21 protein-coding genes are annotated in these 20045 nt (G+C 71.7%); 8 read left to right on the forward strand and 13 right to left on the reverse strand.

Translation table 11 applies throughout. The features are described 5' to 3' along the window. Positions 1-137 precede the first annotated feature (137 nt). The 7 genes from ACWCQM_RS02915 to ACWCQM_RS02945 form a co-directional block, all read right to left on the reverse strand. Positions 138-1859: a dipeptide ABC transporter ATP-binding protein gene (locus tag ACWCQM_RS02915; RefSeq protein ID WP_450913585.1), complete on the reverse strand. Its 1722-nt coding sequence runs from the start codon at positions 1857-1859 to the stop codon at positions 138-140. After that, positions 1856-2845: an ABC transporter permease gene (locus ACWCQM_RS02920; protein ID WP_450913586.1), complete on the reverse strand. Its 990-nt coding sequence runs from the start codon at positions 2843-2845 to the stop codon at positions 1856-1858. Before ACWCQM_RS02920 ends, ACWCQM_RS02915 begins: the two co-directional genes overlap by 4 nt. Beyond that, positions 2842-3849, reverse strand: a complete 1008-nt coding sequence (locus ACWCQM_RS02925) for an ABC transporter permease (protein ID WP_450913587.1) — start codon at positions 3847-3849, stop codon at positions 2842-2844. Before ACWCQM_RS02925 ends, ACWCQM_RS02920 begins: the two co-directional genes overlap by 4 nt. Before the next feature lie 2 nt (positions 3850-3851). Next, a complete protein-coding gene (locus ACWCQM_RS02930) occupies positions 3852-5582 on the reverse strand; it encodes an ABC transporter substrate-binding protein (protein ID WP_450913588.1) in 1731 nt (576 codons plus the stop codon). A 201-nt stretch (positions 5583-5783) separates the two neighbouring features. Next, positions 5784-5879, reverse strand: coding sequence for an Ms4533A family Cys-rich leader peptide (locus ACWCQM_RS02935; protein WP_323179282.1), 96 nt, complete (start codon positions 5877-5879; stop codon positions 5784-5786). 89 nt (positions 5880-5968) lie between these two features. Continuing rightward, a complete protein-coding gene (locus tag ACWCQM_RS02940; protein ID WP_450913589.1) occupies positions 5969-7306 on the reverse strand; it encodes a DUF3152 domain-containing protein in 1338 nt (445 codons plus the stop codon). An 8-nt stretch (positions 7307-7314) separates the two neighbouring features. Continuing rightward, on the reverse strand, positions 7315-8280 hold the full coding sequence (locus ACWCQM_RS02945; protein ID WP_450913590.1) for an alpha/beta fold hydrolase: 966 nt from the start codon (positions 8278-8280) through the stop codon (positions 7315-7317). 110 nt (positions 8281-8390) lie between these two features. On the opposite strand from ACWCQM_RS02945, the gene ACWCQM_RS02950 reads away from it, so the two are divergent. From ACWCQM_RS02950 to ACWCQM_RS02965, 4 genes are all read left to right on the forward strand, one after another. After that, positions 8391-8606, forward strand: a complete 216-nt coding sequence (locus ACWCQM_RS02950; RefSeq protein ID WP_450913591.1) for a hypothetical protein — start codon at positions 8391-8393, stop codon at positions 8604-8606. A gap of 170 nt (positions 8607-8776) precedes the next feature. Then, positions 8777-9418: a TetR/AcrR family transcriptional regulator gene (locus ACWCQM_RS02955; protein WP_450913592.1), complete on the forward strand. Its 642-nt coding sequence runs from the start codon at positions 8777-8779 to the stop codon at positions 9416-9418. Between the two features lie 136 nt (positions 9419-9554). After that, positions 9555-9782, forward strand: coding sequence for a DUF3107 domain-containing protein (locus ACWCQM_RS02960; RefSeq protein WP_073744955.1), 228 nt, complete (start codon positions 9555-9557; stop codon positions 9780-9782). 192 nt (positions 9783-9974) lie between these two features. Then, positions 9975-10247 (forward strand): hypothetical protein, encoded by a 273-nt coding sequence (locus ACWCQM_RS02965; protein WP_073744953.1) that lies wholly within the window; start codon positions 9975-9977, stop codon positions 10245-10247. 54 nt (positions 10248-10301) lie between these two features. Here ACWCQM_RS02965 and ACWCQM_RS02970 read toward each other — a convergent pair whose 3' ends face one another. After that, complete coding sequence (locus tag ACWCQM_RS02970) at positions 10302-11048, reverse strand: ferritin-like fold-containing protein (RefSeq protein ID WP_073744951.1); 747 nt, start codon at positions 11046-11048, stop codon at positions 10302-10304. 474 nt (positions 11049-11522) lie between these two features. Here ACWCQM_RS02970 and ACWCQM_RS02975 point away from each other — a divergent pair, with 474 nt between their 5' ends. Both ACWCQM_RS02975 and ACWCQM_RS02980 read left to right on the forward strand, forming a co-directional pair. Further along, entirely contained in the window at positions 11523-13472 is a 1950-nt protein-coding gene (locus ACWCQM_RS02975; RefSeq protein WP_450913593.1) for a DEAD/DEAH box helicase, read from the forward strand. A 105-nt stretch (positions 13473-13577) separates the two neighbouring features. Then, on the forward strand, positions 13578-14429 hold the full coding sequence (locus tag ACWCQM_RS02980; RefSeq protein WP_450913594.1) for an alpha/beta fold hydrolase: 852 nt from the start codon (positions 13578-13580) through the stop codon (positions 14427-14429). Positions 14430-14464: 35 nt separating this feature from the next. On the opposite strand, the gene ACWCQM_RS02985 is transcribed toward ACWCQM_RS02980, so the two are convergent. Both ACWCQM_RS02985 and ACWCQM_RS02990 read right to left on the reverse strand, forming a co-directional pair. After that, positions 14465-14806, reverse strand: coding sequence for a DUF1877 family protein (locus ACWCQM_RS02985; protein ID WP_450913595.1), 342 nt, complete (start codon positions 14804-14806; stop codon positions 14465-14467). 65 nt (positions 14807-14871) lie between these two features. Next, positions 14872-15783, reverse strand: a complete 912-nt coding sequence (locus ACWCQM_RS02990) for an NYN domain-containing protein (protein ID WP_450913596.1) — start codon at positions 15781-15783, stop codon at positions 14872-14874. Positions 15784-15990: 207 nt separating this feature from the next. Here ACWCQM_RS02990 and ACWCQM_RS02995 point away from each other — a divergent pair, with 207 nt between their 5' ends. Further along, on the forward strand, positions 15991-16143 hold the full coding sequence (locus tag ACWCQM_RS02995) for a hypothetical protein (RefSeq protein ID WP_014154223.1): 153 nt from the start codon (positions 15991-15993) through the stop codon (positions 16141-16143). 124 nt (positions 16144-16267) lie between these two features. On the opposite strand, the gene ACWCQM_RS03000 is transcribed toward ACWCQM_RS02995, so the two are convergent. From ACWCQM_RS03000 to ACWCQM_RS03010, 3 genes are all read right to left on the reverse strand, one after another. Continuing rightward, on the reverse strand, positions 16268-16873 hold the full coding sequence (locus tag ACWCQM_RS03000) for a MarC family protein (protein ID WP_450913597.1): 606 nt from the start codon (positions 16871-16873) through the stop codon (positions 16268-16270). A gap of 102 nt (positions 16874-16975) precedes the next feature. After that, on the reverse strand, positions 16976-17842 hold the full coding sequence (locus ACWCQM_RS03005) for a PHP domain-containing protein (protein WP_450913598.1): 867 nt from the start codon (positions 17840-17842) through the stop codon (positions 16976-16978). Positions 17843-17950: 108 nt separating this feature from the next. Continuing rightward, positions 17951-18589 carry a DUF6758 family protein gene (locus tag ACWCQM_RS03010; protein WP_267079567.1) on the reverse strand — a complete coding sequence of 213 codons (639 nt, stop codon included), beginning with the start codon at positions 18587-18589 and terminating at the stop codon, positions 17951-17953. Between the two features lie 157 nt (positions 18590-18746). On the opposite strand from ACWCQM_RS03010, the gene ACWCQM_RS03015 reads away from it, so the two are divergent. Then, complete coding sequence (locus ACWCQM_RS03015) at positions 18747-19979, forward strand: MFS transporter (RefSeq protein WP_450913599.1); 1233 nt, start codon at positions 18747-18749, stop codon at positions 19977-19979. Positions 19980-20045: the final 66 nt, after the last annotated feature.

The raw sequence follows: 20045 nt of genomic DNA on the forward strand, positions 1-20045 counted from the left end.
GGCGGCACCCCTTTAGGTTTCGCGGGTGTTGGGCCCCCGTCGGGTCGCCCCCCCCACCACCGAAAGGGGTGAACCGGCGTAACTTTCCCGCCCCGGTCGCGTTCTGTTGCGACAATGAGGCGGTTGGTGACGCAGCGTCAGGCTGCGGCCAGCTCCCTGCGGACCGCGCGACGTGCCGCGGCGAGCGCGGGATCGAGCGCGGGCACCGCAGCCAGGAGCTGCCGGGTGTACGGGTCCTGCGGCGATCCGTACACCTCGTCGGCCTCGCCCTGTTCGACGATCCGGCCCTGCCGCATCACGGCGACCCGGTCGCTGACCTGCCGTACGACCGCCAGGTCGTGGGCGATGAAGACGAGTCCGATGCCCAGCTCGCGCTGGAGCTCGCCGAGGAGCGCGACGACCTGGGCCTGGGTCGTGACGTCGAGCGCGGAGACCGGCTCGTCGCAGACGATCAGCTTCGGCTCGGCGGCGAGCGCACGCGCGATGCCGATCCGCTGGCGCTGCCCCCCGCTGAACTCGTGCGGATAGCGCTCGTACCGCCCGGCGTCGAGGCCGACCCGTTCCAGCAGCTCGCGCACCCGGTCCCGGACCCGTGTCTCGTCGGTCTCCCCCGCGGCGCGGATCGGGTCGGCCACGGACTCCCCGACCGGGCGGCGCGGGTTGAGCGAGGAGACCGGGTCCTGGAAGACCATCTGGAGCTCGCGGCGGAAGGGGCGCAGGCCCTTCTCCGGGAGCGAGCCGATCTCCGCGCCTGAGTAACGGAGGCTTCCCTCCGTCGGGTCGAGCAGCCGCACGAGCATCCGCCCGAGGGTCGTCTTGCCGCTGCCGCTCTCCCCCACGATGCCGAGGGTCTCGCCCGCGTGGAGGGTGAGGGAGACGCCGTCCACGGCGGTGACCCGGTTGCGGCCCCGGCCGAACTCACGCCGCAGGCCGACGGCTTCGAGCAGGGGCCCGCCCCGCTCCCCGGCCGCACGCGGCTCCGGGACCGGCGCCGTGGCCTGGGCAGAAGCCGTGGCCGGGGCAGGGACCGGCGCCGTGGCCCGGGCAGAAGCCGTGGCCCGGGCAGGGGCCACCCGCTTCTGGTCCACCCGGGGCACCGACGCCAGGAGTTCACGGGTGTACGCCTGCCGGGGCGCCCCCAGCACCTCCGCGACCGGGCCGCGCTCGACCGCGCGCCCGTGCCGCATCACCAGGATGTCGTCCACGCTCTCCGCGGCGACGCCCACGTCATGGGTGACCAGCAGCAGGCCCGTGCCCGTCTCGCGGCGCAGCTCGTGCAGCAGGTCCAGGACCTGGGCCTGCACGGTGACGTCCAGGGCCGTGGTCGGCTCGTCCGCCACGATCAGCCTCGGTTCGCAGGCCAGGGCCATCGCGATGAGCGCCCGCTGCCGCATCCCTCCGGAGAACTCGTGCGGCCTGGAGCGCGCGCGGCGGGCCGCGTCCGGGATGCCGACCCGGTCCAGGACCTCGACGGCGCGGGCCCGCGCCGCCCGCCGGGAGACCGGGTTGTGCACCCTGTACACCTCGGCGATCTGGTCGCCGACCGTGTAGTAGGGGTCGAGCGAGGAGAGCGGGTCCTGGAAGATCATCGCGGCCTTGGCACCGCGCAGCGCCCGCAGCCCGGCCTCGTCCGCCGCGTTCACGTCCGTGCCGGCGACGCGGACGGTCCCGCCGACCCGTGCCCCCGTGCCCCGGTGCAGCCCGAGCAGGGCGGACGCGGACGCGCTCTTGCCCGAGCCGGACTCGCCCACGACCCCGAGGGCCGCGCCGGCCTCCAGGGTGAAGGAGAGCCCGTCCACGGCGCGGACGCTCCCGAAGTCGACGGTGAGGTTCTCGACCCGCACCAGCGGTGATGTCATGACAGGACCACCCGTCGGTCGGCCAGCGCGTACAGGACGTCCGCGACGGCATTGGCGAGCACCACGAAGAAGCCGGTCACCAGCACCATGCCGACGACCACGGGCAGGTCGACGACCTTGACGGCGTGGACCAGTTCGCGCCCGATGCCCGGTATCCCGAAGAGGGACTCGGTCAGGACCGCGCCGCCGAACATGCTGCCGAAGTCGAGGGCGCTGAGCGCGATCACGGGTGCGAGGGCGCCGCGCAGCGCGTGCCGCCTCATGATGGCGCGTTCGCCGACCCCGTACGCGCGAAAGGTGCGCACATGATCCTCGGCCAGTGTCTCCAGCATGGAACTCCTGGTCAGCCTCGCGTACTTGGCGGACTCGATGAGCGCCAGGGAGACCCAGGGCAGCAGCAGCCCCCAGGCCCACTGCTCGGGATCCTCGCCGAAGGGCACATAGGTCGGCGACGGCAGCCACTGGAGCGTGGAGCAGAAGATGATGATCAGCAGCAGCCCGATGACGAACACGGGTGTGGCCGTCCCGGCCAGGGTCAGCCAGGTCAGGACCCGCTCGGTGATCCCGCCCCGCCGCCAGGCGGACAGCACACCCGTACCGACGCCGAGCAGGATCCAGAGGGCGAAGGCGCCGATGACGAGCGAGCCGGTGACCGGGAGCTTGGCCAGGATCAGCCGCATGACCTGCTGGTCGCTCTGGTACGAGACCCCGAGGCAGGGCGCGGCGCAGTGGTCGACGCCCGTGCCGGTGGAGAAGTCGCGTCCGGCGACGATGCCCTGGAGGAAGTGCCCGTACTGCGTGTACACCGGGTCGTCGAGCCTGAGCTGCTCGGTGACCTGGGCGACCTGGGCGGGCGAGCAGCGCGGACCGCAGGCGATCTGGGCGACGTCGCCCGGGGCCACGTAGAAGACGGCGTAGAGGACGACGGTCAGGGCGAGGAGCACGAAGACGGCTCCGCCCGCCCGCCGCAGCAGGAATCCGGTCACGAGGCCTTCCCCTTCCCGCGTTCCGCGCGCTTCTCGCGTCCGGTGCCGATCCTCAGCCGGGACTCGGCACGCGGGTCGAGCGCCGTGCGGACGCCCTCGCCGAGGACGGTCAGCGCGAGCACGGTGACGAAGAGCAGCCCGGCGGGCAGCAGAAGATAGGTGGGGGCCGACTGGTACCAGGTGTCGGCCTCGGTGAGCATCTGCCCCCAGGACGGTGTGGGTGGTTTGATGCCCACGCCGAGGAAGGACAGCGCCGCCTCGACGGTGATGTTGACGGGGAAGAGCAGCGCGGCGTACGTGATGACGGGCGCGGCGAGCGAGGGCAGCAGCTCCCGCCGGGCGATGCTCCACCGCCCGCGCCCGCTGAGCCGGGCGGCGGAGACGAAGTCGAGGGACTTCAGGGCGAGCGCCTGGGCCCGCACGATCTTCGACGTACCCGCCCAGTTGATGCCGCCGATGACCAGCGCGATCAGGACGGGGCGGGGGAAGGACGCCGGGACGACGGCGAGCAGTCCCAGGGCGATGACCATGAGCGGGAGGGCGACGTTGATGTCGGTGATCCTGCTGAGGGCCTGGTCGACCCAGCGGCTGCCGAGGGCCGCGGCGAGCCCCACGATCACACCGATGGTGACCTGGAGGACGGTGGCCACGACGGCCACGCCGAGCGAGACGCGGGCTCCGTACACGATGCGGGCGAAGAGGTCGCGTCCGGTCTGCGGTTCGACGCCGAGCCAGTGGTCCGCGCCGATGCCTCCGAAGGAGCCGATGGGGACCCCGCCGGCCGCGGAGTCGACGAGGTCGGGATGGAAGGTGTCGGGGTCCTGGCCCGCGAGCGCGGCGAGCAGCGGCGCGGCGATCGCGGCCAGGAAGAGCAGGAGGACCACGGCCGCCGCAGCGGTGGCCGCGCGCTGTGCGCGCAGCCGCCGCCAGAACTGCCGGGCCCCCGAGGCGGGGGCGGCGACCGGCGCCGCTCCCGCCTCCTGGACCAGAAGTGCTTCCGACATGATTACTTGACCGCGACCTGGGAGATGTCGAGCACGCCGGTCCAGTCGCTGATGACGACGTTCTTGACGTCCTGGCCGAACAGCCTCTTGTAGACCGGGTGGAAGAGCGGCACCGTCAGGGCCTGCTCACCGATCTTCTTGTCGAGGGCGCCCCAGCGCGTGGCGGCGGCGTCCAGGTCGGTGAGCTTGTTGATCTCGTCGATCTCCTTGTTGACCGACGGGTCGTTCAGGAAGCCCGTGTTGAAGTTGGCACCGTCCTTCACGATCTGCCGGCCGTCGAAGATCGGCGCGAGGAACGGGCCTCCGGAGGGCCAGTCGGCACCCCAGTGGGCGAGGAAGAAGCCGGGCTCCTTGGACGCGCTGTGGATGGTGTCGGAGTAGTCGTTGCTCTCCAGGCCCTTGAGCTCGACGGTGATGCCGGCCTTCTTGAGCGCGGCCTGGAGCGCCGTGGCGATCTCCGGGCTGGTCTCGAAGTCCTTGTCGTTGGAGTGGGTGAGGGTGACGGTCAGGCCCTTGGTGTAGCCCGCCTCCTTCAGCAGCTCCTGGGCCTTGGCCGCGTTGCCGGTCTCGCCCGCCGGGAAGTGGTCGTAGGGCGTGTAGCCGAAGGACTTCTGGTTCGGCAGATAGGTGGTGGCGGGCTCGGCGAGCGAGGAGCCGCCGGCCGCGTTGATGACCGAGGAGCGGTCGACGGCGTAGGCGATGGCCTGGCGCACCTTCGGGTTGTCGAAGGGCTTCACCTTCGGGTTGAAGGCGATGTAGTTCGTGTAGCCGAAGTGGCCGGTACCGACGCGGGCGGCGAGCTCCTTGTCGCCGGAGACCTTGGCGAGCTCGGCCGGGCCGAGGTTGGTGTCGGTGGTGACGGCCGCCGCGTCGGCGCCCTGCGAGGCGGAGAGCCGCTGGTTGATGACGGCGGAGTCGAGTCCGGAGCGTACGTCGATCTTGTCCGGGTAGGCCTTGCGCTCGTCGTCGGTCCCGGCCGACCAGTGCGGGTTGCGCTCCAGGACGAGCCGCTCGCCGTCGTTCTCGTTGGAGACGACCTTGTACGGCCCCGAGGAGACGGGGTGCTCCTCGTACTTGGTGCCGGTGTCCTTGGCCCGGGGCACCGGGGTGGTCTGGGTCTGCGTCGCGAGGTACGGGAACTCGCCCTCGGGCTTGTTGAGGTGGAAGACGATGGTCTTCTCGTCCGGCACCTCGATCGAGTCGAGGCCCTTCTTGTCCTTGTACGGGCCCTGGTAGTCGGCTCCGCCGATCAGCCAGTCACGCAGATAGGGGGCACCGCCGGAGAGTTCGGCGGCGAAGGACCGCTCGATGCCGTACTTGATGTCGGCGCTGGTGATCGCGGTGCCGTCCTCGTACTTCAGCCCGTCCTTGAGCGTGTACGTCCAGACGGTGGCGTTCTTGCTGGGCGTGCCCAGGTCGGTGGCCAGGTCCGGGACGACCTGGGCGCCGGCGGCGCCGTTCTCCCGGTTGCGGGTGGTGAGCGTGCGGAAGACGAGCGAGGGGACGTTGCCGCCGCCGGAGGTGTAGAGCCGCGCCGGGTCGAAGTCCTCCTGCGGGTTGCTGTTGAGGACCGTGAGGGTGCCGCCCTTGGCCGGCTTGGCGGAGGCTCCGGATCCGCCGTCGTTCCCCCCGTTGTCCTGAGGTCCGGCGCAGGCCGTGAGCCCGGCGGCCAGGGCGAGGACGACGGCGGCGGCGGTTGCCACGCGGCGCGATATGACGGACGGCTGACTCATCGGAGGACGACCTCTCGGTGTGCTGCGGAAGGTGGGGGCATGCCCGCGGCGGCGCGACGAGGTCTCGTCCCGGTGACGGGAAGGGAGCCGGATACACGAAATGCCGCGCCTGCGGGCGGAGTACGCCCGGGCGCGGAGGTCAGGAGGGGCCGGGGAGCCGGAAAACGGCTCGCCGGACGTCGACGCGCGCTCGAGCAGGCGTCAGCGACAGAGAACGTCGGCTACGCAGTGCCCGGCCACGCCGAAGAGCGCCAGCTCGATGGCGGCGCGCTCGGTGGATGCGGGGCTGCGTGACATGCGGAGAAATATGAAGGACCCGCTCCCCGGATGTCAACGCGGAATGAGACGCGCGTCTCGGAATGCGGGAATTTCCCTCGATGCAGGGCTCAACTGCCTGGATACACCCATGGGTTGGGCCTGCACTTGATGCCGTCCAGATCCAGGGTCTTGGTCTGCTGCTGCATCACGGGCGCGAGGGCGCCGGGCGTGCGGCAGCTCACATGGTTGTGTCCCAGCCGGTGGCCGACCTCGTGGTTGATGAGCATCTGACGGTACGGCAGGAGCTTGTCGGGGCCGAAGGTCGCGGCGCCCTGCGCCCAGCGGTAGGCGTTGATCATCACGCGGTCGGTGGCGGCGGAATCGCAGGAGACGTTGTCCTCGGTGGTGTCCAGGCCCGACTTCTCGCACCAGACCGCCGTGGTGCCGGGGCTGGCGAGCGTGATCACGAAATCGGCCTTGCCGGAGGAGACCCGCTGGAAGGTCATGGCGCCGTTGTGCGCCCAGCTGCGGTCGTCGTTCAGCGTCTTCTGCACGGCCTCGGCGAAGAGCCCGGCATCGAGGCCGAGGCCCTTCTCCACATCGATCCTGTACCGGTGCAACTGGCCCTTGCCCGGAGCCTTGGCGAACCCCGGCACCGCCTCGAACGCCCCGGACCCCTTGAGGTCCGCCGCCAGCGGGAAGGCCGTGGCCATCTTCTGGGCGTACGACAGGGGCTTGACCTGCTGCTGCTTCACCTCGGGGGCCGGCCGGTCCACCGAACGGGAGGCGTCCTCCGAGTCCTGCCGGTCGACGCCGGTGCTCTTCGGGGTGCCCGGCGTGCTCCCGGAGTCCTGTGCCACCTGCCCGGCCACCACGACCGCGAGGACCGTGGTCACCGCGGCGGCCGCGATCCCGGTGAAGGTGCGGCCCTTGCCGCCCTTCGCCTCCCGGCCGTCCGGGTCGTCGGGTCCGAGGGGCCCGTCCGGTCCGCCTGGTCCGGCGGGGGTCCCGGACGCGTCCTCGGGCGCGAACGGCGGCTCGGGACGCGAGGGCGTGGTGTCGAACGCCTCCACGAACTCCCTGCGCGGGCCGGGTATCAGAGGGGTGGTGCCGGTCTGCGGGCCGGACGTGCGCCGCCCCTCCGCCAGCCGCTGCGCGGCCTGCTGCCGCGCGATCGCCGCCTGCCGGGCGCGGTGGGCCTCCTGGCCGCCCGGCCCCGCCGGGCGCGGGCGGGGGTCGAAGGCCGGGGCGGGCCCGGCCCCCCAGCCGCCGCCGGGCTCACGCTGTTCGGGATGTCCGCCGCGCACCTGGGGAGCGTCGTGGAACGGTCCGGCGGTGCCTGCGGCGGCGGGCGGGGCGGGGTTCCGCCCGCGTCGGCCGGTGCCCCGCCCGGCGGCGGGTGTGCCCCCGATGGCTCCGGTCTCCCGGCCTGTGGCCTCGGGGCCCTTTCGGCTGTGTCGTCCCACGCCCCGGATCAGCTCCCGCCGCGTTCGTCGAGCAGTTCCCGGAACGCCTGGGCGACCGCCTCCGGGTACTCCATCATCGCCACGTGCCCGGCCTCGGGCAGTGTCAGCAGGCGCGAATCGCGGAAGGCCGCGGACGCCCTGCGTGCCATCCGGTACGAGACGAGCTGGTCCCGTCCGCCGTACACCAGCAGGGTCGGTGCGAGCACCCTCTCGGCCTGGCGCCACAGTCCGTGCTGTCCGCCCAGTGTGTAGGCATCGACGATGCCCCGGGCCGAGCGCGTCATGGCGTCCCAGAAGTACGGCAGTTCCAGCCTGCGCTCCATCTCGGCCACCGCGTGGCGGAAGGCTTCGTCGGAGATACGCGCCGGATCGCCGTAACAGAGTGCCATGGCTGCGCGGGTGCGCTGTTCCGCCGTCCACTCCCGGGTGAGCCTGGCGAACAGGGAGGCGACGCCCGGGAGTGCGAGCAGCGCCGTCGGCACGGCCGGCCGCTGGACCCGGATCTCGGGCAGAGCAGGGGAGATCAGGGTGAGGGTGCGCACCAGATCGGGCCGCGCGGCGGCGACCCGGGTGGCAACGGCGCCGCCCAGGGAGTTCCCGAAAAGGTGAACGGGACCGCGCCGCCCCGTGTCCAGCAGCCGGATCACGGCCCGGGCGTGTCCGGTGACCGAGTAGTTGCCGTCGTCCGGCGGCGGGGAGTCCCCGAAGCCGGGCAGGTCGACCGCCTCGCAGTCGAGCAGGTCCCCCAGCAGGGGCATCAGGGCCGACCAGTTCTGGGAGGAGCCGCCCAGGCCGTGCACGAAGAGGGCGGGCGCGAGCCCCGCCGTCCCCGCCGGGCGTGCGCGGACGGTCAGGGTGAGCCCGGGGAGCGCGACGGAGCGCAGCTCCTCCCCCTCCGCGACCCTGACGGCGCCGGTCTTGGGTGCCACCGCGGCGGCGGCGGCCTGGATACCGGGCAGCTCGGTCGAAGACATGCGGCAATGTTACGAGACGATCACGCGGTGGTTCATGTGTTCGCGGTCACAGGCCGCATAGCGCCCCCGGGGGGTTGCTCCTAGGCTGCAAGGGAGGGAAGGGAGCCATCATGACGGTCGACCCGAGCGACCCCGAGACATTCGAGGACCCCCAGCCGGACGATCCGGACCCCGAGGCCCCCGAAGCGGACGCCGCCGAACAGCAGGCACCCGTGCGTTCCGAGCGCGACGAGCCCCTCACCGGCATCGACAGGGGCGCGGCGAACGAGGCCGATGTGGCCGAGCAGGCCCGCGTTGTCGCGGAAGATGAGGACGATTACCGGTAAATCGCACCGCTTTGCGGTATCGGCCGACGTATCTGCGGCTACCGCAGCCGTCCGGTCCGTGAAATTCTGCGTCCGCGCCGCGCGCACCCGGGTTACTCAAAAGTACGATGGCACCACGGCGCAGCGTGCACGGTACGACTGTGTTCGATCACGAAATTTTGGGAGGCGGCGTGACAGCCATCGAGCAGACAGAGGCGGCGCGCCCGCGGGGCACCCGGCTGCCCCGCCGTGCCCGACGCAATCAGCTGCTGGGCGCCGCGCAGGAGGTCTTCGTCGCGCAGGGCTACCACGCCGCCGCGATGGACGACATCGCCGAGCGGGCGGGCGTCAGCAAGCCGGTGCTCTATCAGCACTTCCCCGGAAAGCTGGAGCTCTACCTCGCCCTGCTCGACCAGCACTGCGAGTCGCTGCTGCAGGCGGTCCGCACGGCGCTCGCGTCGACGACGGACAACAAGCTGCGCGTCGAGGCGACGATGGACGCCTACTTCGCGTACGTGGAGGACGAGGGCGGCGCCTTCCGTCTGGTCTTCGAGTCCGACCTCACCAACGAGCCGGCCGTCCGCGAGCGGGTCGACCGGGTCTCGCTCCAGTGCGCGGAGGCCATCTCCGACGTCATCGCGGGTGACACGGGCCTGTCCAAGGACGAATCGATGCTGCTGGCGGTCGGCCTCGGCGGCGTCTCCCAGGTCGTGGCGCGCTACTGGCTCTCCAGCCCTTCCGGCATTCCGCGCGACTCCGCCGTACAGCTGCTGACCTCCCTGGCCTGGCGGGGCATCGCGGGATTCCCGCTGCACGGCGTCGATCAGCACTGAGCCCCGGCGGGGGCCGCGGCCGGTGTTCGCTGCGGGCGTTGCCGGTCGACCCGTGGTCGGTCCCTTCACCGGGCTAATGTGTGCTGCGTACGGCGCGGTTCACCGCGCAGAGACGGACCGTCGGAGGGACATAGCCGTGGAGGTCAAGATCGGGGTGCAGCACACGCCCCGCGAGATCGTTCTGGAGAGCGGACTTTCCGCCGAAGAGGTCGAGAGCGCGGTCGCCGAGGCGCTCAACGGCAAGGCGCAGCTGCTCAGCCTCACGGACGACAAGGGCCGCAAGGTCCTGGTGCCGGCCGACCGGATCGCGTACGTGGAGATCGGCGAGCCCAGCACCCGGCGGGTGGGGTTCGGCGCGCTGTAGCACGCACGACGCGGAAAACGGTGGAGGCCCGGCGGACATGTCCGCCGGGCCTCCACCGTTGCGCGCCGGATCTCCCCCGGACGTTCCCTCGGTGGGGTTCACGGGGGCACAGGAGGGTTGCGTTCCGGGGGCCACGGGTAGGACCGCCTACGACCGATTGCCCGCCGCACCATCAAGCGAGGTGACCCCTCTGTGCTCTGGGAATCCATCAGCTCCGTCGTGCTCGGACTCGCCCTCTCGTGGGTCGCGCTGCGCTCACTGCCCGGCCGGCTCCCGTCCTCCCGTGTCGTGTTCGTCACCGGTGCGCTCGGCGCCCTGTTCGGCGCGTATCTGACGCAGGCGACGCTCGGCTCCGGTCATCTTCTGGCGACGCCGGCCGGTGCGGTCCTGGTGGGGGCGGTCACCCTGTCCCTGCTGATCCGCCCGCGACGCCGCCGGCCGGTGCGGTCGGTGACGGCGCAGTAGGCCCGGCACCCCCGCCCCGGCCGTTCCCCGGGCCGCGGCCCGGCCCCCGGCCGCTCAGGCGGCGAGGCCGAGCGCGGCCATCCGCTTGGTGTGGGCCTCGGTGATCCGGGAGAACATCCTGCCGACCTCAGCCAGGTCGAAGCCGTCCGCGACACCGCCCACGAGCATGGTGGACAGCGCGTCGCGGTCCGCGACGACCCGCTGCGCCTGCGAGAGCGCCTCACCCATGAGCCTGCGCGCCCACAGGGCGAGCCGTCCGCCGACCCGGGGCTCGGCCTCGATCGCGGCGCGCACCTTCTCCACCGCGAAGTTCCCGTGTCCCGTGTCGTCCAGCACACCGAGGACCAGGGAGCGGGTGTCGGAGTCGAGCCGGGCGGCGATCTCCCGGTAGAAGTCGCTGGCGATCGAGTCGCCGACGTATGCCTTGACCAGGCCCTCCAGCCAGTCGGAGGGGGCGGTCTGGCGGTGGAAGTCGTCGAGCGCCTTGGCGAAGGGCTCCATGGCCTCGGTCGGCTCCGCCTCGATCGCGGTGAGCCGGTCGGTCAGCTGCTCGAAATGGTGGAATTCGGCGGAGGCCATCTTCGCCAGCGCCGCCTTGTCACCGAGTGTCGGCGCGAGTTTGGCATCCTCCGCGAGCCGCTCGAAAGCCGCGAGCTCCCCGTAGGCCAGCGCGCCGAGCAGATCCACGACCGCGGCGCGGTACTGCGGGTCGGCTGAGGCGGTGGCCCAGTCCTGGGCGGCGATTCCGGTCGGTGCGGGCGCTTCGTCGGATGCTTCAGTGGCGTTGTCAGGCGTCTCCATGGAGCGCAGAATAGCCCGCCGCGCCAGGGACGGAAGGGCCTGGTCAGCGGGAGACATCACACCGTTCCGATGAATTCGTCCAACACACATGCGCGAATCCGGGGTACAGTGGTATTGCGCTTACTGAGCATTTTCTTGTGCCAGGAGCGCGACCTTGAATGAGGATGCCCGGTCGGTGGCCCGATCGGCTCCGACCCGACAGCCCTCCACGCGAGGCGTACACCACGTACGACCGCAGATGAGGGGCCCCCTCAGCGGCACGAGCGCTCGAGCGACGGCAGTGGTCCCGCGCCACCCGGCCCATCCACGGCCGGATGACCAACCCCGGCACGGTACGACCCCCAGCGTTCGCCTCGGGCCGCGTCTCACAGAAGAGGCAGCACCCTGACTACGTTCCGCGACCTCGGAATTCTTACCGAGACGGCCGAAGCCCTTGAGGCTGTCGGCATCACGTCCCCCTTCCCCATCCAGGAGATGACGCTGCCCGTCGCGCTCTCCGGCTCCGACGTCATCGGCCAGGCCAAGACCGGCACCGGCAAGACGCTCGGCTTCGGCCTGCCGCTCCTGGAGCGCGTGACCGTCCCCGCCGACGTCGAGGCCGGCCGTGCCGCGCCCGAGAAGCTGACGGACGCGCCCCAGGCACTGATCGTCGTTCCGACCCGTGAGCTGTGCCAGCAGGTCACCAACGACCTGCTGACCGCCGGCAAGGTCCGCAACGTCCGCGTTCTCGCGATCTACGGCGGCCGGGCGTACGAGCCCCAGGTCGAGGCCCTCAAGAAGGGCGTCGACGTGGTCGTCGGCACCCCGGGCCGGCTGCTCGACCTGGCGGGCCAGCGCAAGCTCGACCTCTCGCACATCCGCGTCCTCGTCCTGGACGAGGCCGACGAGATGCTCGACCTGGGCTTCCTGCCCGACGTCGAGCGCATCATCACCATGCTGCCGCCGAAGCGCCAGACGATGCTGTTCTCGGCCACCATGCCCGGTGCCGTCATCAGCCTCGCCCGCCGCTACATGTCGCAGCCCACGCACATCAACGCCACGTCGCCCGACGACGAGGGCACGACCGTCAAGAACACGGCGCAGTTCGTCTACCGCGCCCACTCGATGGACAAGCCCGAGATGGTCTCGCGCATCCTGCAGGCCGAGGGCCGCGGGCTGGCGATGATCTTCTGCCGCACCAAGCGGACCGCCGCCGACATCGCGGAGCAGCTGGAGAAGCGCGGCTTCGCGTCCGGCGCCGTCCACGGCGACCTCGGCCAGGGTGCCCGTGAGCAGGCGCTGCGCGCCTTCCGCAACGGCAAGGTGGACGTCCTCGTCTGCACCGATGTCGCCGCTCGCGGCATCGACGTCGAGGGTGTGACCCATGTCATCAACTACCAGTCGCCGGAGGACGAGAAGACGTACCTCCACCGCATCGGCCGCACCGGCCGCGCGGGCGCCAAGGGCATCGCGATCACGCTGGTCGACTGGGACGACATCCCGCGCTGGCAGCTGATCAACAAGGCCCTGGACCTGAAGTTCCCGGACCCGGCCGAGACGTACTCCACCTCTCCCCACCTGTACGAGGACCTCGGCATCCCGGCGGGCACCAAGGGTGTCCTGCCGCGCGCCGAGCGGACCCGTGCGGGTCTGCGCGCCGAGGAGATCGAGGACCTCGGCGAGACGGGCGGCCGTGGCCGCAAGTCCCCGGCGTCCGCCCCGGCCCCCCGTGAGGAGCGCGCTCCGCGCACCCCGCGCCAGCGCCGTCGCACCCGTGGTGGCAGCAGCGTCGAGGAGGGTGCCGTCACCGTGCCCGCGCCGTCCGCCGAGGCGGCGGGCGAGGACGCTCCCGAGCCGCGCACCCCGCGCCGCAGGCGCCGTACGCGCGTCGCCGTGCCCGAGGGCGTGCCGGAGGCGGCGGTGGCCGTGACCGAGGCTCCGGCCGTCGAGGCCGCTCCCGTGGCCGAGGCGGAGCCCGCGGCGGAGGCGAAGCCCCGTCGTCGCCGTACGCGCACCGCTGCCGCGAAGCCGGCCGTCGAGGCGGCCCCGGCCGCCGCGCCCGTGGTCGACTTCCAGACCGTGGCCATGGCCGCTCCGGTGGCCGAGCCCGCGGTCACCAAGCCGCGCCGACGTACCCGGGTCGTGAAGCCGGCCGACGAGGTCGACTTCCAGATCGCCCCGGTCTCCGAGCCCGTGAGCGAGACCAAGCCGCGCCGGCGCACCCGTGCCGCCGCCAAGCCGAAGGCAGAGGTCGTCGTCGAGAAGACGGCCACCGCCGAGGAGACCACGGAGACCAAGCCGCGCCGCCGCCGTCCCCGCGCCGCGGAGAAGGCGGAGACCGCCCCGGTGACCGAGGCCGTGGCGGACGGCGAGGCCGCACCCGCCAAGCCGCGCCGCCGCCGTGCCCGCGCGACGACGGCCGCCGCCGAGTCCGCCGAGGGCTGATCCTCAGCGGCTGTCGCCCTCGTACGGCCCCGGTTCCCGCACTGCGGGGGCCGGGGCCGTACGTCTGCCCGGGCACGGTCCTGCCCCCGGCGATACGCTCGGCCCATGAGCCGGCCGCCCACCTTCACCCCGCCCTCCTGCGCCCGTTCCCGCGTGCTGCGTACCGCCCGCGGGGACTTCGCCGTACTGGACGCCGTGCCGTCCGGTGCCGCGCACTCCACCGCACTCCTGCTGCCCGGGTACACGGGCAGCAAGGAGGACTTCATCGCACTGCTCGAACCCCTCGCCGACGCCGGTTTCCGGGTGCTGTCCGTCGACGGCAGGGGGCAGTACGAATCCGAGGGGACAGGTCGTCAGGAGTCCTACGCACAGGGCGAGTTGGCCCGGGACGTGCTGGCGCAGGCCGCCGCGGACGGCGTCCCGGTGCCCGGCGGGATCCATCTGCTGGGCCACTCCCTGGGCGGCCAGATCGCCCGCGCGGCCGTCCTGCTGGACGCCACACCCTTCCGCTCGCTGACCCTGATGTCCTCGGGGCCCGCCGAGATCGATCCGGCCCAGCAGAAGAAGGCGCAGCTCCTCGGCGACGCCCTCGGCCGGTGGGGCATGGCCGAGGTCTGGCAGATGATGCGCGCGATGGACCCGCCGGAGGACGCGGACACCGGGGACGGCGAGGATCTGCGCCGCCGCTGGATGCGCCACGACCCGGCGCAGCTGATCGCCACGGGCGCCCAGCTCTCCCGCGAGCCGGACCGGGTGGCCGAGCTCGCCGCGCTGCCCCTCCCGGTGCATGTGATCTCGGGCGAGCGCGACGACGTCTGGCCGGTGCCGCTGATCGACACGATGGCGCGGCGGCTCGGCGCCCGCCGGACCGTGATCGAGGGCGCCGAGCACTCCCCGAACACGGCCCGGCCGCGGGAGACGGCGGCGTCACTGGTCTCGTTCTGGAACAGCCTCTGACCTCGCCGTTCACCCCTCAGGCAGCCCTCGGTGGATCAGTCGATCCAGATCAGCATCGCGTGACCGGCGGATGCGGCGTCCCGGAAGAACCCGGTCAGGGGAGTGAAGAGGTCGCCGGCCCACTCCAGTGAGGCAGGCGAGTCCCAAATCTGGGGGTAGACCTCGGCCTTGGTGAGTTCGGAGGGGTCGACACCCTGGACGAGCTGGTCGTACGTCGTCCGGTTCAGGGTGCCACACTCGCCCTGTGCGGCGGGGCCTGGTGCCCTTTCTGCGGTGAGCCGGCCGGGCGTATGCCTCGTCGGCGCTGAGCACCCTCCTGACGTCGTGGCGGGCGTGAAAGTCCTGGTGCACCGGCCGGCGAGCCGGTCTTCGCGCACAGGTTCCGGAACCCCCTGCGGACCCCTGCCGGTGTGAGCTTGTCCGAAGCTGACCCTCCGGTCCGTCAGAACTGCGACTGGAGGTGCTGCCAGAAGCCGTCGCGCAGCGCTCTGCGCAGAGGGGCGTGGCCGCGCAGCGAGTGCTGGAGGAGCCGTTCGGCTTCGACCAGCAGGTCCTGGTCGACGGAGCCCGGCAGATAGGGGTGGCCCGGCAGCAGGTCGGCGAGGGCCTCGCGGCCGCGCGTGGAGAGCCAGCCGGCGGCGATCTGCGCGCCGACGAAGCGGACGTCGTCGCGCGCGGGGGCGGGGCTGTCGTCGTCGTACATCGTGACGGAGCGCCGGTTCACGTACGGACGGCAGAAGTCGAGGTCGAAGGTGCGCTGGCTGTCGACCTCCCAGAGCAGCGGCTCGGCCTGGTTGCGGCCCTCGCCCGCCTCGATGCCCCAGAGGTGGACGCGGGCGCCGTAGCCCTGCGCCGCCTCGACGGCGGAGACCAGGTCCTCGTCGCCGCCGACGAGCGCCGCGTCGCTGATGGCGCGGTGCCGGGCGAGCGACTCCAGGTCGGTGCGGATGAGTGAGTCGACGCCCTTCTGCTGGTTGTTGGCGTTGAGGTTGCCGAGCCTGACCTTGACGTCGGGGAGTTCGGCGATGGACTGCTGCTCGACGGTGTGGATGCGGCGCCTGGCACCGTCGTACCAGTACACGCGGAGCAGCCTGCTGTCCGCGAAGATCGTGCGGGCCTTGTCGATGAAGGCCTCGATGAGCCCCTCCGCGTCCAGGTCGAAGGAGCGGCGGTCCTCGGTGCCGGTGACGAGCAGTCCGGCCGCCGCGTAGACATAGCCCGCGTCCACGAAGATCGCGTGGGTGGAGGGGGTCTTCGACACCTCGGCGAGTACGCGCTGGAGAAGTGCGTTCGTGCGGTCCAGCTGTTCGCGGATGTCCTGTCCTTCGTCCGTCCGCGTGTCCGCGTGGTTCATGCGGACCTCATCGTCCGCGCACAGGTGATGACCAACGGGTACTTAGACATCCAAAAAATTTCCTTAGCGTAGGGAATGTTTGCTGTAGGCAAGCCGTTGTACCCCCTGTGGAGCACGAGGCGCCGCCTTGCGCTCCACATCCTTGCGGACGGCAAGCCCGTCCTCCCAGTAGTTCTCCAGCAGGAGGATCAGACGAAGGGAAGCCATATGCGCTTCGAGATCATGCGACTCGACGATGTCGACGGTACCGCCGTGGACAGCACCGTCGTGGACGCCGCCTCCGTCAACCGGATCGTGCAGCAGGCCGCGGCAATGGGCCAGCGCATCTACATCCGGCCGGCCGACACCTCGGCCTCGTAACACCTTGTTCTGTTTCGCGTCGCTGACGACAAGCGCATGACGAACTGAAGAGACGAGAAGCGCCCCCGCACGGAAGGCCCGTGCGGGGGCGCTGTGGTGTCCGGGGCCTCGCCCGGGGGCTGCCCTAGGAGCTCTGGATGACCTGGGTGACGCCGTTGATGATCTGCTGTACGGCGATGGCCGAGAGCATCATTCCGGCGAGCCGGGTCACCAGCACCACCCCGCCGTCCTTGATCACACGGATGATCAGCAGCGAGTAGCGCATGACGACCCAGAGCACGAGGTGCATCGCGACGATCGCCGACCAGGCGGAGATCTGCCCGCCCACCCCGTCGGCGTGCTGCACCGCGAGGATCACCGATACGATCGCGCCGGGTCCGGCGAGCAGCGGCATGCCCAGCGGCACGAGCGCCACGTTGACGTCCTTGGTCTGGGTGGGCTCGTCCGTCTTGCCGGTGAGCAGGTCGAGCGCGATCAGCAGCAGGAGCAGCCCGCCCGCGATCATCAGCGCGGGCACGGAGACATGCAGATAGGCCAGGATCTGCTGGCCGAGCAGTCCGAAGACGGCGATCACGCCGAAGGCGACGGCGACCGCCTGGAGGGCCATCCTGCGCTGGACCTTGGCGGGGCGGCCCGCGGTGAGGGCCAGGAAGATCGGGGTGATTCCGGGGGGATCCATAATCACAAAAAGGGTGAGAAAAAGGGATCCGAAGACAGCGATGTCGAACACGGTGAGCCTTGCGAGAGAAGAGCGGGCCGAACAGGGAGGTGCGCGCGCCCGCGCGTCATGACGGCCGGGCGTGCGGAGGAAAGCGGAGGGGAAGGTGCCCCGTCACGCGGGGAGCGGTCCGCCGGCGCCCGGGACGGGGAAGGCTCCCGTGGCGCGCCGGGTGATCTCGCCGTAGATCTCGGGGTCGGTGGTGTACTCCCCGAGCCGGACGGTCTTACGGGTGCCGTGGTAGTCGCTGGAACCGGTGGGCAGCAGCCCCAGTTCGGCGGCGAGGCCCCGCAGCCGGGCCCTGGTGGGCTCATCGTGGTCCATGTGGTCCACCTCGATGCCGTCGAGCCCGGCGGCGGCCAGCCGCGCGATCACGGACTCCGGGACCACGGAGCCGCGCTTGACGGCGAGCGGGTGGGCGAAGACGGTGACGCCGCCCGCGGCCTTGACCAGGCGGATCGCGTCGAACGGGTCGAGCTCGTGCTTGCCGGCGTACGCGCGCCCGCCGTCGGCGAGCCATTCCGGGGTGAAGGCGTCGGAGACCGAGCCGACGACGCCGAGCTCCAGGAGGGCGGTCGCGACGTGCGGGCGGCCGACCGAGCCGTCCCCCGCGATCCGCGCGACCTGTTCCCAGGTGACGGGGACGCCCAGCTCCTGGAGCTTGCGCACCATGGTCCGCGCGCGCGGCACCCGGTCGTCCCGGACCAGCTCGCGCTCACGGGCGAGTTCGGGTTCCGCCGGATCGAAGAGGTAGGCCAGCATGTGCAGGCCGATGCCGTCGACGCGGCAGGAGAGCTCGGCGCCGGTGACGAGGGTGAGGCCCTCGGGAAGGGCGGCGACCGCTTCCGCGTGGCCGCCCACCGTGTCGTGGTCGGTCAGGGCGACGACGTCGAGACCCGCCGCGGCGGCGTTGGCCACCAGCTCGGCGGGGGTGTCCGTGCCGTCCGAAGCGGTGGAGTGGGTGTGCAGATCGATGCGCACGACGCGTACTCCGGTGCTGGTGGGCGGGCAGGGGACGATCCAGGATAACCGCCGGACGTCACCCCTTCGGCCCTCGCCCCGGGCGGCCCGCCCCGCGCCCCGCGCCGGTCAGGGCTGGGTGAGCAGCCGGGGGGTGAGCGCTCCGCACGGCAGGAGGTCCACCTCTCCGCCCGCGTCGCGCAGGTCGGTCAGGACGAGTTCGTCGTACATCAGGAGCCCGGACTGCTCGGGCCAGACGATCGCCCAGAGCCACAGGCCCCGGGCCTCGCCGGCGAAGACCGCCCGGTCGCCAGGGGCGTCCTTGACGTGCCAGAGAGGTGCGGGGCGTCCCGCCGCGAGCACCTTGGCGTCGGGCGCCGCGTCGACGTTCAGGCCGGGGTCGAGGCCGTCGATGCCCGCATAGCGCGCGCCGAGGCCGACGCCGAGCTCCTCGGCGACGAGCAGCAGCTCCCCCATCCCGCCGAGCGGGCCCGGGCCGGAACACGCGACCGCGGTGGCCCGGCCGCCGCTGCGGTCGTCGCCCGCGTACGCCGCGCCCGTGAAGAGCCAGCCCACGGGGAGCGGCCAGGGCATCCACACCGGCACCTGCGCCCGGTGCACCACCACGCCCAGCGCCTCGACGCTGGGCGGGACCACCGGCTGCATCGGGTGCACCTGGCCGTGCTCGGCGCACTGCCAGGCATCGGCGAAGAGTCCGGGCGCCCTGACCCGGCCACCGCACTTCGGGCAACTGGGTTCGCCCCTCATACCGCCCCACGGTCCTCTCCGGTCGTCGTCGCGTCAAGGACGATCACCCGTCCGCAGCGCGGCTCCGACCTGGAGAGATAGATGCAGCTTGCACTTATTAGAGCGTCTAACTTATTCTGTGCATAACGCAACGACCTAGTGGAGAGCGAGAGAAACCGTGCGGGGAGAGGATCCGTTCGACGAAGGGGCGACCAGCATCCTGCGTCAGCCGAAGGCCGTCTGGGCCACGGCGGGCGCCTCGGTGGTGGCGTTCATGGGGATCGGGCTGGTGGACCCGATCCTGCCGTCCATCGCGAAGGGACTGGAGGCCACACCCAGCCAGGTCTCCCTCCTGTTCACCTCGTACTTCCTGATCACCGCCGTCGCGATGCTCGTGACCGGCTTCGTCTCCAGCCGGGTCGGCGGCCGCAAGACCCTGCTGACCGGTCTCGCGCTGGTCGTCGTCTTCGCCGCGCTCTCCGGCACCTCCTCGTCCGTGGGCGAGCTGGTCGGCTTCCGGGCGGGCTGGGGTCTGGGCAACGCCCTCTTCGTCTCCACCGCCCTCGCGGTGATCGTCGGCGCCGCGGCCGGAGGCAGCGCGGCGGCGATCCTGCTGTACGAGTCGGCGCTCGGCCTCGGCATGGCGTGCGGGCCACTGCTCGGCGCCCTGCTCGGTGACGCCAGCTGGCGCTACCCGTTCTTCGGTACCGCCGTGCTGATGGCGATCGGCTTCCTCTGCATCACGGCGTTCCTGAAGGAACAGCCCAGGCCGGCCCGGAAGACCTCGCTGCTGGACCCGGTCAGGGCGCTGGGCCACGGCGGGCTGGCCTCGGTCGCCACCTCGGCGTTCTTCTACAACTACGCGTTCTTCACGATCCTGGCCTTCACGCCGTTCGTGCTCGACATGTCGCCGTACAGGTCGGGCGCGGTGTTCTTCGCCTGGGGCCTGCTGCTCGCCGTCTTCTCGGTGCTGGTGGCCCCTCGCCTCCAGCGGCGCTTCGGCTCGCTGAAGGTGGTCGGCGGTTCGCTGGTGCTGCTCGCGGCCGACCTGGTGATCCTCGGATACGGCAGCCACACCACGGCCATCGTCTGCACCATCGTCTCCGGCGCCTTCATCGGCATGAACAACACCGTCTACACCGAACTGGCCCTCGGCGTCTCGGACGCCCCGCGCCCCGTCGCGAGCGCTGGCTACAACTTCGTCCGCTGGTTCGCCGCCGCCGCGGCGCCCTACCTCGCCCCGAAGATCGAGGAGTGGACCGACATCCACATCCCGTTCGTGGTCGCCGCGGTCGCCGCCCTGTCCGGCGCGGCGGTCGTCTGGATCCGGCGCTCGGCCCTGACCCACGAGGCGCGGGAACTGGAACCCCGGCACGCCACCGAGGACGGCGTCACCCTCTTCGCCGACTGACCGCGGGTCACCCCCGCACGCCCCGCCCGCGGTTCCCCCTCCTGGCCGCGCGGCGGGGCCTTCCCC

Source organism: Streptomyces sp. NPDC002125 (genome assembly GCF_053593715.1).

What these genes read in the sequence shown, in the direction of transcription:
- ACWCQM_RS02915 (WP_450913585.1), bottom strand. Translation starts at nt 1,859, where the DNA reads ATGACATCACCGCTGGTGCGGGTCGAGAACCTCACCGTCGACTTCGGG.
- ACWCQM_RS02925 (WP_450913587.1), bottom strand. Translation starts at nt 3,849, where the DNA reads ATGTCGGAAGCACTTCTGGTCCAGGAGGCGGGAGCGGCGCCGGTCGCC.
- ACWCQM_RS02935 (WP_323179282.1), bottom strand. Translation starts at nt 5,879, where the DNA reads ATGTCACGCAGCCCCGCATCCACCGAGCGCGCCGCCATCGAGCTGGCG.
- ACWCQM_RS02945 (WP_450913590.1), bottom strand. Translation starts at nt 8,280, where the DNA reads ATGTCTTCGACCGAGCTGCCCGGTATCCAGGCCGCCGCCGCCGCGGTG.
- ACWCQM_RS02930 (WP_450913588.1), bottom strand. Translation starts at nt 5,582, where the DNA reads ATGAGTCAGCCGTCCGTCATATCGCGCCGCGTGGCAACCGCCGCCGCC.
- ACWCQM_RS02950 (WP_450913591.1), top strand. Translation starts at nt 8,391, where the DNA reads ATGACGGTCGACCCGAGCGACCCCGAGACATTCGAGGACCCCCAGCCG.
- ACWCQM_RS02995 (WP_014154223.1), top strand. Translation starts at nt 15,991, where the DNA reads ATGCGCTTCGAGATCATGCGACTCGACGATGTCGACGGTACCGCCGTG.
- ACWCQM_RS02975 (WP_450913593.1), top strand. Translation starts at nt 11,523, where the DNA reads ATGACGCTGCCCGTCGCGCTCTCCGGCTCCGACGTCATCGGCCAGGCC.
- ACWCQM_RS02990 (WP_450913596.1), bottom strand. Translation starts at nt 15,783, where the DNA reads ATGAACCACGCGGACACGCGGACGGACGAAGGACAGGACATCCGCGAA.
- ACWCQM_RS02970 (WP_073744951.1), bottom strand. Translation starts at nt 11,048, where the DNA reads ATGGAGACGCCTGACAACGCCACTGAAGCATCCGACGAAGCGCCCGCA.
- ACWCQM_RS03010 (WP_267079567.1), bottom strand. Translation starts at nt 18,589, where the DNA reads ATGAGGGGCGAACCCAGTTGCCCGAAGTGCGGTGGCCGGGTCAGGGCG.
- ACWCQM_RS02980 (WP_450913594.1), top strand. Translation starts at nt 13,578, where the DNA reads ATGAGCCGGCCGCCCACCTTCACCCCGCCCTCCTGCGCCCGTTCCCGC.